The sequence below is a fragment of the Acidobacteriota bacterium genome (assembly GCA_003696075.1).
Taxonomy (GTDB): domain Bacteria; phylum Acidobacteriota; class Polarisedimenticolia; order J045; family J045; genus J045.
Genome location: RFHH01000021.1, coordinates 62,888 through 76,081, shown reverse-complemented (window position 1 = coordinate 76,081; position 13,194 = coordinate 62,888). Strand labels below are relative to the sequence as shown.

The following is a 13,194-nucleotide window of genomic DNA, read 5'->3' as shown; positions in this document are numbered from 1 at the left end:
CCCGCAGCGGGCCGTCCGGGGACGGCCATGGTGCCGGCGGCGGGCTTCAGCATTTCCGGGCCGCCGTGCTGCCGGCGCCGCTCATGGCGGCGATCCGCCGGGCCAGCGTGACCTTCTCCTCGAGCAGGCGATCGACCTCCTGAGGATCCTCCTCCATTTCGATCAGTCGTTGGAGAGACCGCAATCTCCCCCTCAATTCCTCCTCTTCCAGATGGCGGAGAACGCCGCGCACCTGCTCGCCGTCCGGAGCCGGCCCCTCGGCGAATGCCAGCCGAAGCAGCTCCGCGCGGTCCTCTTCCGGCAGGTCCCGCGACAGCTCCGGCAGGTCGGGAACCGATCCGGACGCCAGCGCGGCACGCCACGCCGCCACGAGGCGGCGCGCCGCCGGGCCGAGGCGCTCCTCCGGGAGCTCTTCCAGGACCGTCGCCGCGGCCTCGGGCTCGCGCAGGGCCCGATCGGCGAGGTAGCGGACGAGAACCGCTTCCCACTCGGTGAGCCGGCGCCGGGCGCGGGCGCCGTCGAGGGCGGCCGCCCCCAAACGCCGGCGCCGCTCGCGGGCGGCCCGCGTCAGCTCCTCCCTCAAGGCCCGCTCGTCGATGTGCATCGCGTCCGCGACCGCGCTCGCGGCGTCGGCCCGTGTCACCGCATTGGGGATCGCCGCCAGGTGCTGCAGGATCTGCTCCAGCGCCGCCGCCCGTCCTTCCACGGTCCGGAGATCGAACGACCGCCCCGCCTGCTCGACGAGGAATTGCGGGAGTTCCGGGGCGGCATCGATCAGGCGGAGCGCCGCCTCGGCGCCCCGGAGCCGGACGAAGTCGTCGGGATCCATCCCGTCGGGTGGGAAGGCCGCGCGGACGGCCAGACCGGCCTGCAGGAGGGGAGCCAGTGCCCGCGTCGCGGCGCGGCGGCCGGCGTCGTCCCCGTCGAAGAGAAGCACGACGCGGCTCGCCCAGCGCTTGAGCAGCCGGACGTGCCCCTCGGCGAGCGCCGTTCCGCACAGCGCGACCACGCCGGGAACCCCGGCTGCGGCGAGCGACAGGGCGTCGAAGTAGCCCTCGACGAGGACCGCCCGGCCCGTGCGGTGGATCTCCCCCGCGGCCTCGGAGAGGCGGAAGAGCGTCCTTCCCTTGTCGTACACCTCGGTTTCCGGACCGTTGAGGTATTTCGGCTCGCCCTCCCCCACGATCCGCCCGCCGAAGGAGACGATGCGGCCCGAGGTGTCGCGAATCGGGAAGGTGACCCGGTTCCGGAAACGATCGTAGACGCCGCGCCCGCTCTGCCGGTCGACGACGAGCCCGGCGTCCCGGAGGGTCTCCACCGTGTGACCGCGGCCTGTCAGGTGGCGGAGCAGCTCCTCCCACCCGGCCGGGGCGAACCCGAGTCCGAAGCGCTCCGCCGCATCGCCGAGGCCCCGCGACTGGAGGAGCCGCCGGGCCGCCTCGGCATCGGGCCTGCCGAGTCGGGCCCGGAAGAACGCCTGGGCGGCCTCCAGCGCCGCCAGGAGCTTCTCCCGTCGCCCGCTGGAGTGCCCCCGCCCACGGGGCGCGGGCGCCGGCACGTTGAACCGCTCTCCGAGCCAGCGCACCGCCTCGGCGAACTCCAGGTGGTGCAGCTCCTGGACGAACCGGAAGACGTCACCGCCCCGCTGGCAGCCGAAGCAGTAGTACAGCCCCTTGTCGGGGTCGACCGAGAAGCTGGGGGTCTTCTCCTGGTGGAAGGGGCACAGGCCCACCCATGCCCGACCGGCCTTCTTCAGGTTGACCGTTTCGCCGACGACCTGGAGGATGTCGGCGGCGTCGCGGACGGCGCCGAGGTAGTCCCTGAATCCGGCGTCAGCCATCCGACCCCCGGCGCCCCGGGACCGGGCCGGCACCGGGCTCCTCCCCGGAGCGGCGCGCCGACCTCCCACCGAGCCGCATGCGCACCCCGCCAAGCCTCGGCCGCTGACTCGCAGCGCCTCTCGCAGGCGACCGACCGTGGTCGGCCCGGCCCTCCGCCCTGGTCGGTGGCCCTGCCCGGCCGCCTCCTCCAAACGGCCGGGACCTTCGACCCCGCGAACCCCGCCGGAGGCGCGTCCTCGCGCCCCCCGCTCGCTGGTTCATGCTACCGCGGGCCCCTCGGGCCGGCAAAGCATTTTTCGCCTCCCGGTGTCCCCCGAACGGGATCCCGGAAACCGCCGCGGAGCCTGGCGGCCGATGCCGGACGGGGCAGGGTCACCGCGTTTTCGCCCCCGCATCGAGGATCGCCCGGGCGGCGCAGGCCGCCCCGTAACCGTTGTCGATGTTGACCACGGTCACCCCCCCGGAGCAGGAGCCGAGCATGGTCAACAGAGCCGCGAGACCGCCGCGGCTCACGCCGTAGCCGACGCTCGTCGGAACGCCGATCACCGGGGCGGCGACGAGCCCCGCGATCACCCCCGGCAGCGCCCCCTCCATGCCGGCGACCGCGACGATCACCCGGGCCCGCCGGAGGACATCCGCGTTCTCCAGGAGGCGATGGACGCCCGCGACACCCACGTCGTACAGCCGCTCCGGCCGGAGGCCCATCGCCACCGCGGAGACGGCAACCTCCTCGGCCACAGGCAGATCCGCCGTGCCCGCCGACACGACCAGCAGCCCCGGCTTCCCCCTGCCGCCGCGGCCGGGCCGGAGGAGGAAGGTCCGGGAGACGGGATCGTAGCGGCCACGCGGATGGCGTTCCTGGAGGCGGCGGCCACTGTCCGCGTCCAGCCGGGTGACCAGCACCACGCGGCGCCGCGAGACGAGATGATCGACGATCGCGAAGATCTGCTCCGGGCTCTTGCCCTCCCCGAGAACCGCCTCGGGGATCCCCCGCCGGACCTCCCTGTGGTGGTCGATGCGGGCGACGCCGATGTCCGCCGTCGCCAGGCCGGCGATCCGCTCCAGGGCCTCGGCGACGCCGGTCGTGCCGGCGGCCACCTCTCGGAGGAGTCGTTCCAGGGCGGCTCGGTCCATGGGCTCGGCCTCGGGGTCCGGGGGGCTTCCTCATTGACCCGGGATCGCCCGCCATGTTAGACAAGTCGGGGCGCCCGCGCGCCCCCGGGCGGAGAGCGCGCCGGGATCCGGACGCACCGCCCAAGGGAGGAATGTGGATGAACAAGGCGGCCCTGATCGAGAAGATCGCCGAAGACGCAGGCATCACCAAGGCGGCCGCGAGCCGGGCGATCGAGTCCCTGATCGAGGGGGTCACGAACTCGCTGCGTCGCGGGGAGAGAACGACGCTCGTCGGGTTCGGAACCTTCACGGTCTCGCAGCGGCGCGGCCGCACCGGCCGGAATCCGCAGACGGGCGCGACGATCCACATCGCGCCGAAGAAGGTCGTTCGTTTCAAGGCGGGAAAGGACCTCGAGGAGCTGCTGAACCGCTGACGCGGCGGTTCGAGCGAACCGGGGCGGCAGCCGGGCCGGAGTGAAGCTGCGCCCGGGTCGCGGGCGCCACTCTCACTCGATCACTGCGATCAGGTCCCCCGACTCGACGGTCTGCCCCGCGCGGACCGCGAGCCGCCGCACCCGCCCGGGGCGCGGCGCGGGGATCTCGTTCTCCATCTTCATCGCCTCCAGGACGATCAGTCCCTGGCCCTCACCGACCTCTTCGTCCTCCTTGACCAGCTCCGCCACGACGCGGCCGGGCATCGTCGCCCGCACCTCCGTCGGCCCCTTGGAGGCGAGCTTGGCGCCCGCGGTGGAGGCGAGCGGATCGGTGATGCGCACCAGGTCGAGGTAGCCGCCGCGCCGGACCGCGTACCGGTCCCGCGAGTCGCGGCGGACCGACACCTCGTAGGATCGCCCGCCGAGGATGAGGGAGAGGAACGATCCCTCGAGCACCGCCGCATCGACATCGTGCCAGCGGTCACCGATGCGGACTCGATAGCCGCCCTCGGTCTCGCGGACCTCCACCTCCCACTCCACTCCGTCGCGAGACGCCAGGAACCTCATCGAAGCCGTGCCCCCAGAGCGCGGAGCCGTCCCAGACGCACCCACGACGACCCGGACTCGCCCGGCGGCCGGCGGCTCGGCATTCGCGCTCGCTCGCGATAGGCGGCGATCGCCGCCGCGATCACCGGCACGGTCTCGTCCTCCTCGGGGGGAGGGGCGAGAAGCTCCTCGAGATGTTCGGCGATGTATCCCGTGTGGATCTTCCCGGCGACGAAGTCGGGCTCGTCCATGATCCGGCGCAGAAACGGAATGTTCGTCGTCAGCCCGTCGAGACGGTACTCGTCCAGAGCGCGCCGCATCCGGCGGATCGCCTCGCGGCGGTCGGCGCCGCGCGCGATCAGCTTCCCGATCATCGGATCGTATTCCACGGGGACCCGGTATCCTGAGGCGACCGCCGAGTCGTCGCGGATTCCCGGCCCGGACGGAATGCGGGCGGTTTCGATCAGGCCCGGGCAGGGCGAGAAGTTCCGGTGCGGATCCTCGGCGGTGATCCGGCACTCGATCGCGTGGCCCCGGGGCGACAGCCGCTCCGCGCTCCAGGGCAGCGGGCGACCCGCCGCGATGAGGATCTGCGCCTCGACCAGGTCGACGCCGTAGACCTCCTCGGTCACCGGGTGCTCGACCTGCAGGCGGGTGTTCATCTCCATGAAGTAGAACGAGCCGTCGTCGTCCCTGAGGAATTCCACCGTGCCGGCGCCGACGTAGCCGGCAGCCCTGGCGGCGGTGAGCGCGAGTTCGCTGATCTTCGCCCGGGCATCGTCGTCGACCACCGGCGACGGCGACTCCTCGATGATCTTCTGGTGCCGCCGCTGGATCGAGCATTCCCGCTCCCCCAGCGCCAGGCCCCGCCCCCGGGCGTCGAACAGCACCTGAACCTCGATGTGGCGCGGCCGCTCCAGATAGCGCTCGAAGTACACGGTGTCGTCGCCGAAGCTCGAGCGGGCCTCCGACCTCGCCCGTTCCAGCGCCGCAGGAAGCTCCTCGGGGGAGCGCACGATCCGCATGCCCTTTCCGCCGCCCCCGGCCGCGGCCTTGATCATCAGCGGATAGCCGACCTTCGCCGCCGCGGCCGCCGCTCCCTCGTCCGTCACCGCGCCGCTGCCGGGAACCACCGGCACACCAGCGGCCGCCATGCGGCGCCGCGCCTCCACCTTGTCCCCCATGGCCCGCATCGATTCGGGGGTCGGCCCGATGAACGTGATCCCGGCGTCGCGGCAGGCGTCGGCGAAGTCCGGGTTCTCGGCCAGGAATCCGTATCCCGGATGGATCGCGTCCGCCCCGCATCGCCTCGCCGTGTCGATGATCCTGTCGATCCTGAGATAGGACTCCGCCGCCGGCGCGGGGCCGATCGGGTAAGCCTCCCGCGCGAGCCGCACGTGCGGAGCCGTCCGGTCCGCGGCCGAGTAGACCGCCACGGCCGGGATGTTGAGGTCCCAGCACGCCCTGATCACCCGCACCGCGATCTCGCCGCGGTTGGCCACCAGGATCTTCCTGAACGGGAGGTCACTCACAGCGGTATGTTCCCGTGCTTCTTGGGCGGCAGCCCGTCGACCTTGGTCGCCAGGCGCCTCAAGGCGGACACGAGGCGCCGGCGGGTGTCGGCTGGCTCGATCACCGCGTCGACGTAGCCGCGCTCTGCGGCGACGTACGGATTGGCGAAAGCCTCGCGGTACTCGCGGACTTTCTCCTCCTTGAACCGCTCCGGGTCGGGCGCCGCCGCGATCTCCCTCCGGTACAGGATCTCGACCGCGCCCTCCGCGCCCATGACGGCGATCTCCGCTGTCGGCCAGGCCAGATTGACATCGGTGCGGATGTGCTTGCTCGCCATCACGCAGTAGGCGCCGCCATAGGCCTTCCGGGTGATCACGGTGAGCTTGGGAACCGTAGCCTCGGCGAACGCGTACAACAGTTTGGCCCCGTGGACGATGATGCCGCCATGTTCCTGGGCCACGCCCGGCAGGAAGCCGGGGACGTCCTCGAACACGACCAGCGGGATGTTGAAGGCATCGCAGAAGCGCACGAAGCGCGCACCCTTGCGAGACGCGTCGATGTCGAGGACCCCGGCCAGCACCGCCGGCTGGTTGGCCACCACCCCGACCGGACAGCCGTCGAGGTGGGCGAAGCCGACGACGATGTTCTTCGCCCAGTGCTCGTGAACCTCGAAAAACTCCCCGTCGTCCACCACCCGCGAAATGACTTGCTTGATGTCGTACGGGTCGCGCGGGTTCTCCGGCACGATGCCGTTGAGGGCCTCGTCCCGCCGGTCCGGAGGATCCTCGGTCGGCCGGCGGGGTGGATCCTCATGATTGTTTTGCGGCAAATAGGAGAGGAGCTTCTTGATCAGGCCAAGCGCATGAGCATCGTCGTGGGCTGCGAAGTGGGCCACCCCGGACTTTCCGGCGTGTGTCATCGCCCCGCCGAGCTCCTCCTTGGTCACCTCCTCGTGCGTGACGGCCCGGATGACGTCGGGCCCCGTGATGAACATGTGCGCGCTGTCCTGCACCATGATGGTGAAATCGGTGATGGCCGGCGAGTACACCGCTCCCCCGGCGCATGGCCCCATGATCGCGGAGATCTGCGGGATCACACCGGAGGCCAGCGTGTTGCGGAGAAAGATGTCCGCGTAGCCGGCGAGCGAGGCCGCTCCCTCCTGAATCCGCGCTCCTCCGGAGTCGTTGAGTCCGATCACCGGGCAGCCGACCGACAGCGCCTGGTCCATGATCTTGCAGATCTTCTTGGCGTAGGTTTCGGAGAGGGAACCGCCGAACACCGTGAAATCCTGCGCGAACAGGGCCACAGGCCGGCCTTCGATCGTGGCAAAGCCGGTGACCACCCCGTCGCCCGGTATTCGCCGGCGCTCCATGCCGAAGTCGGTGCAGCGGTGGACGACCAGGGCGTCCGTCTCCTCGAAACTGCCGGGATCGACCAGGAGCTCGATCCGCTCCCTGGCGGTGAGCTTCCCCGCGGCGTGCTGGCGCTCCACGCGCTCCGGACCCCCGCCCGCACGCGCCTCTTCGAGCCGGCGCCTCAGCTCCTCGATGCGGTCCACGGCCACGTTGCTCTCCACCCCGCGCGGGAGCCGGGAGCGGCGCCTGGCGCCCCGCCGCCGAGAACGCCGCTTCGCCTCCTCCGGGCCGCCCGGGACGCGGATCCTCCGCCGGCCGGGCGGTGCGCGCCGGCGCGAAAGATTACCACCGCGCCGCGGGCCGTCCGATCACCGGCGCAGGACCTCGGGACCGACGTCGACGAGAATCCCCTCGCGTTCGAGAGTCCGCACGGCGCGGGCAACCCGGATTCGCAGCCCTCGGTCGCCCGGCTCCGCGCCCAGCCTCCGGGCGACCGCCCGGAGGATCGCTCCCCGGGCCACACGCACGCCGGGGGGCACCGCGGCGAGGACGGCGGCTCGGATCGGCTCGGCGGACGGCTTGCTCACCGGCCCTTCAGCCCCTCCTGCAGCTTCTGCCAGTCGGCCAGGAACCTCTCCAGCCCGATGTCGGTGAGCGGGTGGTTCAGCAGCTTGTCGATCACATTGAAGGGAATCGTCGCCACGTCGGCGCCGATCAGCGCGGCCTGGACGACATGCTGCGGGTGCCGGATGCTGGCCGCGAGGATCTCGGTGTCGAAGCCGTAGTTGTCGTAGATGGTCCGGATCTGCTGGATCAGCTCCATCCCGTCGTGTCCGATATCGTCCAAGCGCCCGACGAAGGGGCTGATATAGGCCGCGCCCGCCTTGGCCGCCATCACCGCCTGCATCGGATTGAAGCAGAGGGTGACGTTCACGCGGATCCCGTCGCGGCTGCAGGTGCGGATCGCTCGGAGACCATCCCGCGTGATGGGTATCTTGACCACGATGTTCTCGTGGATCGATGCCAGTTCGCGGGCTTCCGCGACCATACCTTCGTAGTCGGTCGCCGTGACCTCCGCGCTCACGGGCCCGTCGACGATCTCCAGGATCTCGTCGAGAACCTCCCGGAATGGGCGGCCCGTCTTGGCCACGAGAGTGGGATTCGTCGTCACCCCGTCCAGTACGCCGAGGGCCGCCGCCTCACGAATCTCGCCGACGTCGGCCGTATCGATGAAGAACTTCATCGGGATCACTCCTCTCCGTTGGGCCCCCTCTGCGGCTGCGCATCGCCCCCGTTGTTCCCGTTCACGTCGTGGCTTCGCGTCACCGAGACGACCTCGTCCCCCTCCTTCAGGCGGATGACCTTGACCCCTTGCGTGGCCCGCCCCATTCGGGAAATCCGGTTGTTCTCGTCCTGCTCAACCGGTGTGCGAATGACTTTCCCTTGACGCGTCGCCACGATGATCTCGTCGCTGTCCCACACCGGCAGCGCGGCGACGACCGGTCCGGTCTTCGGCGACACCTTGAGATTGATGAGCCCGAGACCGCCGCGGCCCTGCGGCCGGTACTCCTCGAGCCGCGTGCGCTTGCCGTAACCGTTCGACGTGACCGTCAGGATGTCCGGGGCGTCGCGGACCACCGACGCGCTCACCACCTCGTCGCCGCCACGCAACGTGATCCCCTTCACGCCCCGCGCCGTGCGCCCCATGGGACGCACTTCGCGCGCCGAGAACCGGATCGCCTTGCCGTTGCGGGTGGCTATGAACAGATCGTCGTCGTCGGTTCCGAGATGAACCGTGATCAGCGTATCTCCCTCGTCGAGGCAAAGGGCGATGATTCCCCCGCTGCGGATGTTGGCATAGGCCGACAGAGGCGTCCGCTTGACGTAGCCGCGCCGCGTGAAGGTGACGATGTACGAGCCCTCCTTGTCGAGCTCCCGCAGCGCGAGCATGCCCTGGATCTTCTCTCCCGGCCTGAGCCCGAGCAGGTTCACGATCGGCTTTCCCCGTGCCGCGCGTCCCGCCTCCGGTAGCTGGTACACCGGCAGGGAGTGGACCCGGCCGGCCGACGTGAACCACAAGCTCTGGTCGTGGGTCGAGGCGATCCTCACCCTCTCGATGAAGTCGTCGTCCCGCACTTCCATCAGCCGGATCCCGCTCCCGCCCCGGCCCTGCGAGCGGTACTCGGTCAAGGGGGTGCGTTTCACATAGTCCCTGTGCGACAGCGAGATCACGACGGGTTCGTCGGTGATCATGTCGATCGTGCGGATTTCGCCCTCGTCCTCGACGATCTCCGTCCTCCGATCGTCGCCGTATTTGTCGCGGACCTTCTTCAACTCCTCGACGACGATGTCGTCGACCATCGACCGGGACGCGAGGACCTGCCGGTACCATTCGATTCGCCCCAGCAGCTCGGCGAGTTCCTCCAGTAGCTTGTCCCGCTCGAGCTGCGTCAGCCGCTGAAGCCGCATCTCCAGAATCGCCTGCGCCTGACGCTCGCTGAACTCGAACCGGGCAACGAGACCCTCTTTCGCCTCCTGGGGGGTGGCCGAACCGCGGATCAGTGCGATCACCGCATCGAGGTGATCGAGGGCTTTCTTCAGCCCCTCGAGGATGTGCGCCCGATCTTCCGCCTGCCGCAGCAGATACTGTGTGCGGCGAACGACGACCTCGCGCCGGTGGCTGATGTAGTAGCCGAGCATCCGCTTGAGATCGAGGACACGAGGCCGCCCGGCGACGATCGCGAGGAAGATGGCGCCGAAGGTCGACTGCAACTTCGTCTGCTTGTACAGGTTGTTGATCACCACCTGAGGCACCGCATCCTTCCGCAGCTCGAGCACGACGCGGATTCCGTCGCGGTCCGATTCGTCGCGGATGTCGGCGATGCCGTCGATTTTCTTGTCGCGGACGAGCGCGGCGATCTCCTCGATGAGGTGGACCTTGTTGACCTGGTAAGGAAGCTCCGTGATCACCAGCCGGTCGCGCGAACCCTTTCCACCCTCCTCGAAACCGATCCGCCCGCGCACCACGATCCGGCCGCGGCCGGTCCGGTACGCCTGCTCGATCCCGGCCGTCCCGTAGACAACCCCCCCCGTCGGGAAGTCGGGACCCTGCACATAGCGCATGAGATCCCGCACGCTGCAGTCGGGGTTCCGGACGAGATGCTCGGCGGCGTCGATCAGCTCCCGCAGGTTATGGGGAGGGATCCGCGTGGCCATTCCGACGGCGATGCCGTCGGCGCCGTTGGCGAGGAGATTCGGAAAACCGCAGGGCAGGACGAGCGGCTCGCGTTCCGTGTTGTCGTAATTGGGGCCGAAGTCGACGGTGTCCTTGTCGATGTCCCGCAGGAGTTCCTCGGCGAGCGGCGACATCCGGATCTCGGTGTATCGCATCGCCGCCGGCGGATCCCCATCCACCGAGCCGAAGTTCCCCTGCCCGTCCACGAGCGGATACCGGAGGGAGAACGGCTGCGCCATCCGCACGAGCGTGTCGTAGACCGCCTGGTCGCCATGCGGATGGAACCGCCCGATGACCTCGCCCACCGTCTTCGCGCTCTTCCGGTATGGCTTGTCGGACGTGTTTCCCGCGTCGTACATCGCGTAGAGCGATCGCCGGTGCACCGGTTTGAGTCCGTCGCGGACGTCCGGGAGGGCGCGCCCGATGATGACGGACATCGCGTAGTCGAGGTACGAGTGACGCATCTCGTCCTCGATGCTGACCGGTATCTTTCTCGCCTGCCCGGCGTCGCTCATGCTTCCACTCCGATCGGCGCCGCCGCCCCGGCCGGCCTGCCGGCCGCGCGGCGATCAGACGTCGAGATTCTGGACATCCAGCGCGTTGGCTTCGATGAACTGCCGCCTCGGCTCGACGGCGTCACCCATGAGCACGGTGAAGATGTCGCTCGCCTCGACCGCGTCGTTGACCGTCACCTGCAGGAGGCTTCGGCGCGCCGGGTCCATCGTGGTTTCCCAAAGCTGCTGCGGGTTCATCTCGCCGAGACCCTTGTAACGCTGCACGACCACCCCGCGCCTCCCCGCCTCCAGGAGACGATCGAGCAGTTCGCGGCGGGAACCCACCTTCGTGACGGACGACCCGGCGACGATCTCGATATCGGAGCGGCCGAGAGGTTTCAGATGCGGGTACAGCGCCCGCAGCTGGCGGTACTCGCCGGACATCACCAGCTCGTCGTTGACGACGTAGGCGCGGTGCCCGTGATCGAGGGCGATGGCCTGGATCTGGAACACGCCGTGCTCGACGTCCCGGTCGATTCCGGCGACCTCGTGTCCCATCTCGGCGATCCGCCGGGAAAGGGCCTCCACCCGCTCCCCGGAAGCGAAGTCCTCCTTCGTCGCGAAGCCCTCCTCCAGCAGGAGCTCGACCACCTTTCCCGGCCAGCCGCGCCGCTCGAGAGCGTCTCTGTATTTCCTGAACTCCACCATCTGCTCGAGGAGATTCACGAGGGCGTTGCCCGACCACTCCCGTCCGTCGGCCGACCGGACGATCCGCTCCTCCGCGGCCTTGCGGACGAGGAAGGCGTCGAGCTCCTTGTCGTCGCGCAGGTACATCTCGGTGCGCCCGCGCTTCACCTTGTACAGAGGCGGCTGAGCGATGAACAGGTGGCCGCGCTCGATCAGCTCCCGCATCTGCCGGAAGAAGAACGTGAGAAGAAGGGTCCTGATGTGGCTTCCGTCGACGTCCGCATCGGTCATCAAGATGACCTTGTGGTAGCGCAGCTTCGAGATATCGAAGTCGTCGCTCCCGATCCCGCAGCCGAGGGCGGTGATGATCGTGCGGATCTCCTCGTGGGAGAGCATCTTGTCATATCGCGCCTTCTCGACGTTCAGAATCTTGCCGCGCAGCGGCAGGATCGCCTGGAACCGGCGATCGCGCCCCTGTTTCGCCGATCCGCCGGCGGAATCGCCCTCGACGAGGAAGATCTCCGCCTCCTCCGGGTCCCGGGTCTGGCAGTCGGCGAGCTTCCCCGGAAGCGAGCCCGACTCGAGCACCCCTTTTCGGCGCGTCAGCTCCTTCGCCCTTCTCGCGGCTTCCCGGGCGCGCATCGCCTGGACCGCCTTGGAAAGGATGTTCCTGGCCTCCCGGGGATGCTCCTCCAGATAGCGGCCGAGCTGGTCGTTGACCATCGCCTCGACCACGCCCCGCACCTCGGAGTTGCCGAGCTTCGTCTTCGTCTGCCCCTCGAACTGGGGCTGCGAGACCTTCACGGAGACCACCGCGCTCAGCCCTTCCCGCACGTCCTCTCCCGAGAGCTGCACGTCGCGGAGATCCTTGGGCAGGCGCGGGCTCTCGGCCTGGAGGTAGGCGTTCAGCGTCCTGGTGAGGGCCGCGCGGAACCCCGACAGATGCGTTCCACCTTCGGTGGTGTTGATGCTGTTGGCGAAGGCGAACACCGTTTCCTGATAGGAGTCGTTGTACTGGATCGCGATCTCGACGATGACGTCGTCGCGCCGCCCTTCGATGATGATCGGCTGCTCGTGAAGGACCTGGCGGTTGCGGTTCAGATGGGCCACGAATTCAGCGATGCCGCCCTCGTAGTGGAAGGTGGACTCCCGCGGTCTCGTGCCGCGCTCGTCCTTGAGCGTGATCCTGACACCGCGGTTGAGAAAGGCGAGCTCGCGGAATCTCTGGGCCAGCACCTCGTAAGAGACGTCGAGCGTCTCGAAGATCTCGGGATCCGGGCGGAACGTGATCTTCGTGCCGCGCCGGGTCGTCGTCCCCGTCTGCGCGAACTCGCTCACCGGGACGCCGCGGCTGTATTCCTGCCGGTAGACGCGGCCGTCGCGCCAGATTTCCAGCTCGAGCATCTCGGACAGCGCGTTGACCACCGACACGCCGACGCCGTGGAGCCCGCCGCTGACCTTGTACGCGCCGCTGTCGAACTTTCCGCCCGCATGCAGATGCGTCATCACCACCTGCGCGGCGGGGAGGCCCATTTCGGGATGGAGGTCGACCGGGATTCCGCGGCCGTTGTCGATGACGGTGATCGAGTTGTCCGCGTGAACGGTGACCGAGATCTCGTTGCAGTGCCCGGCCTGGGCCTCGTCGATCGAGTTGTCCACCACCTCCCAGACGAGGTGGTGCAGCCCGTCGATCCCGGTCGTCCCGATGTACATCCCGGGACGCTTCCGGACCGCTTCGAGACCCTTGAGGACCTTGATCGAATCGGCGTTGTACTGGTCCGACGGCCCCCGCTCCTCGCCGCCGGCGATCACCGGCGCCGTCCGCTCCTCGTGTTCCGCCATATCCCCTCGTCCGCCGCGGTCCCCGGGACCGGCGGCGGGATCTCCGCTGCCGCCTCCGGAATCGGGCGGTCGCCGGCCTTCCGGGCTCGGCGTCCGCCGTCCCGCAGCCTCGCCGGCGGTCCGAAGTCCCGGAAC

At 69.4% G+C, this 13,194-nt stretch carries 10 protein-coding genes; 1 reads left to right on the top strand and 9 read right to left on the bottom strand.

Going from position 1 to position 13,194, the window contains the following annotated elements:
* Window positions 1-46: 46 nt before the first annotated feature.
* Together D6718_01375 and larB are read right to left on the bottom strand one after the other, a co-directional pair.
* Window positions 47-1,873 (bottom strand): DNA primase, encoded by a 1,827-nt coding sequence (locus D6718_01375; protein ID RMG48719.1) that lies wholly within the window; start codon window positions 1,871-1,873, stop codon window positions 47-49.
* A 340-nt stretch (window positions 1,874-2,213) separates the two neighbouring features.
* Window positions 2,214-2,975, bottom strand: coding sequence for a nickel pincer cofactor biosynthesis protein LarB (gene larB, locus D6718_01370; GenBank protein ID RMG48718.1), 762 nt, complete (start codon window positions 2,973-2,975; stop codon window positions 2,214-2,216).
* A gap of 137 nt (window positions 2,976-3,112) precedes the next feature.
* Between larB and D6718_01365 the strand changes: the two genes are divergently transcribed.
* Entirely contained in the window at window positions 3,113-3,388 is a 276-nt protein-coding gene (locus D6718_01365) for an HU family DNA-binding protein (GenBank protein ID RMG48717.1), read from the top strand.
* A 72-nt stretch (window positions 3,389-3,460) separates the two neighbouring features.
* Here the strand turns inward: D6718_01365 and D6718_01360 are convergent, their stop codons facing one another.
* From D6718_01360 to gyrB, 7 genes are all read right to left on the bottom strand, one after another.
* The gene (locus tag D6718_01360) at window positions 3,461-3,955 is read right to left on the bottom strand and encodes an acetyl-CoA carboxylase biotin carboxyl carrier protein subunit (GenBank protein ID RMG48716.1); all 495 of its coding nucleotides are present in this window, start codon (window positions 3,953-3,955) and stop codon (window positions 3,461-3,463) included.
* On the bottom strand, window positions 3,952-5,466 hold the full coding sequence (locus D6718_01355) for an acetyl-CoA carboxylase biotin carboxylase subunit (protein ID RMG48715.1): 1,515 nt from the start codon (window positions 5,464-5,466) through the stop codon (window positions 3,952-3,954). Before D6718_01355 ends, D6718_01360 begins: the two co-directional genes overlap by 4 nt.
* Window positions 5,463-7,004, bottom strand: a complete 1,542-nt coding sequence (locus D6718_01350) for an acyl-CoA carboxylase subunit beta (GenBank protein RMG48734.1) — start codon at window positions 7,002-7,004, stop codon at window positions 5,463-5,465. The genes D6718_01355 and D6718_01350 overlap by 4 nt, the downstream gene beginning before the upstream one ends.
* 165 nt (window positions 7,005-7,169) lie before the next feature.
* A complete protein-coding gene (locus D6718_01345) occupies window positions 7,170-7,388 on the bottom strand; it encodes a hypothetical protein (protein ID RMG48714.1) in 219 nt (72 codons plus the stop codon).
* Window positions 7,385-8,044: a fructose-6-phosphate aldolase gene (gene fsa / locus D6718_01340; protein RMG48733.1), complete on the bottom strand. Its 660-nt coding sequence runs from the start codon at window positions 8,042-8,044 to the stop codon at window positions 7,385-7,387. Before fsa ends, D6718_01345 begins: the two co-directional genes overlap by 4 nt.
* 5 nt (window positions 8,045-8,049) lie before the next feature.
* Window positions 8,050-10,551 carry a DNA gyrase subunit A gene (gyrA, locus tag D6718_01335; protein RMG48713.1) on the bottom strand — a complete coding sequence of 834 codons (2,502 nt, stop codon included), beginning with the start codon at window positions 10,549-10,551 and terminating at the stop codon, window positions 8,050-8,052.
* A gap of 54 nt (window positions 10,552-10,605) precedes the next feature.
* Complete coding sequence (gene gyrB, locus D6718_01330) at window positions 10,606-13,059, bottom strand: DNA topoisomerase (ATP-hydrolyzing) subunit B (protein ID RMG48712.1); 2,454 nt, start codon at window positions 13,057-13,059, stop codon at window positions 10,606-10,608.
* Window positions 13,060-13,194 lie beyond the last annotated feature (135 nt).

What these genes read in the sequence shown, in the direction of transcription:
- fsa (RMG48733.1), bottom strand. Translation starts at nt 8,044, where the DNA reads ATGAAGTTCTTCATCGATACGGCCGACGTCGGCGAGATTCGTGAGGCG.
- D6718_01365 (RMG48717.1), top strand. Translation starts at nt 3,113, where the DNA reads ATGAACAAGGCGGCCCTGATCGAGAAGATCGCCGAAGACGCAGGCATC.
- D6718_01360 (RMG48716.1), bottom strand. Translation starts at nt 3,955, where the DNA reads ATGAGGTTCCTGGCGTCTCGCGACGGAGTGGAGTGGGAGGTGGAGGTC.
- gyrA (RMG48713.1), bottom strand. Translation starts at nt 10,551, where the DNA reads ATGAGCGACGCCGGGCAGGCGAGAAAGATACCGGTCAGCATCGAGGAC.
- gyrB (RMG48712.1), bottom strand. Translation starts at nt 13,059, where the DNA reads ATGGCGGAACACGAGGAGCGGACGGCGCCGGTGATCGCCGGCGGCGAG.
- larB (RMG48718.1), bottom strand. Translation starts at nt 2,975, where the DNA reads ATGGACCGAGCCGCCCTGGAACGACTCCTCCGAGAGGTGGCCGCCGGC.